Source organism: Mesorhizobium sp. M4A.F.Ca.ET.022.05.2.1 (assembly GCF_003998845.1).
Taxonomy (GTDB): domain Bacteria; phylum Pseudomonadota; class Alphaproteobacteria; order Rhizobiales; family Rhizobiaceae; genus Mesorhizobium.
Window position 1 is genome coordinate 1 of record NZ_RZOJ01000782.1, and the last position, 811, is coordinate 811.

Here is an 811-nt window from a genome sequence, read left to right on the forward strand (position 1 = left end):
GCCCAAGCGCTGGAAGGTGATCGCACGCTTCCCCTCTTATCATGGCGGCACGCTTGGCTCGCTCGCGGTCACCGGCGATGATGCCCTGGCCGAAACCTTCAAGCCGATGATGCGGGCGATGCCGACCGTGCCGGCACCGACGGCGTGGCGCGACCGCGACAATCTTTCGATGGAACAGCGTGGCATTCGCTATGCCGACATGCTGGAGGAAAAGATCCAGACGGAAGGCCCGGAGAATGTGCTGGCCTTCATCATGGAACCGGTCGGCGGGGCAGCGACGGCTGCGCTAGTCGCGCCCGACAGCTATTATCCGCGCATCCGCGATATCTGCGACCGCTACGGCATCCTTCTGATCCATGACGAGGTGATGAGCGGCGCCGGCCGCACCGGCAAATTCCTCGGCGGCGACCACTGGAACTGCAGGCCGGACCTGGTCGCGCTGTCGAAGGGGCTGGGCTCGGGCTACGCGCCGCTCGGCGCGCTGGCAGCACCGAAGCGGCTGGTCGAGCCGCTGCTTGCCGCCGGCGGCTTCCAGCACGGCCACACCTATGCCGGCAATCCGCTCGCCTGCGCCGCCGGACTCGCAGTGCTCGGCGAGATGGATCGTCTCGACCTTATCGCGAACGCCGCCGCGATGGGCGACGTGCTGATCGGCGAACTGAGGGCGTTGCAAAAGCGCTTTCCCTTCATCGCCGACGTGCGCGGCAAGGGTCTGCTGCTCGGCGCCGAGATGGTTGCCGATCCGGAGACGCTGACGCCGATCGCGCCGGGCAAGAAGGCGACGCAGCGCCTGCTCGACCTCGCCTATGAA

1 protein-coding gene is annotated in these 811 nt (G+C 67.1%); it reads left to right on the plus strand.

The annotated features are described in order from the left end of the window. Positions 1-811: aminotransferase class III-fold pyridoxal phosphate-dependent enzyme (locus tag EN745_RS35365; RefSeq protein WP_145992356.1), on the plus strand; the 811-nt coding region annotated here is incomplete at both ends.